This is a genomic window from Arenimonas malthae CC-JY-1, assembly GCF_000747075.1.
GTDB lineage: Bacteria > Pseudomonadota > Gammaproteobacteria > Xanthomonadales > Xanthomonadaceae > Arenimonas > Arenimonas malthae.
In genome coordinates this window covers 1-432 of record NZ_AVCH01000138.1, presented here as the reverse complement: position 1 = coordinate 432, position 432 = coordinate 1, and the positions used below count along the sequence as shown (strand labels likewise).

General features: G+C 69.4%; 1 protein-coding gene. It reads right to left on the bottom strand.

Annotated features, from left to right (window positions below; genetic code table 11):
- Positions 1 to 432 (bottom strand): S8 family serine peptidase (locus N790_RS06085; RefSeq protein WP_043802113.1); only part of this gene is annotated, 432 nt, incomplete at both ends.

The window sequence follows — 432 nt, the reverse complement described above, 5'->3', positions numbered from 1 at the left end:
GTAGCCCTCGCCCGCCGGCACCGTGACGCCCGCGTTGAGCGTGGAGGCGATGGTGGAACCCGGCGCCGCGACGTCGACCAGCGGGCCGAAGTTGGAGAAGCCCGAGCGCTGCGAGGCCGAAGTGATCGAGGCGACGTTGATCAGGTTGGTGCAGTTGGCCGGGGTCTTGTTGACAGCGTCGAAATTGTCGTTGCCGGCCGAGACCACCACCGTGGTGCCGCGCGAAACGGCGCCATCGATGGCCTGCTGCATCAGTTCGAAGCACGGCGCCGTGCCACCGAGCGACATGTTGATGACGTCGGCGACGCGCGCCGGCTCGAGCGTGGGCGCGTCCGGCACGGTGCCGCCCGACGCCCAGGTGATGCCGTCGGCGATGTCGGAGAAGTATCCGCCGTAGCGGCCCAGGACACGCACCGGCATGACCTTGGCGCC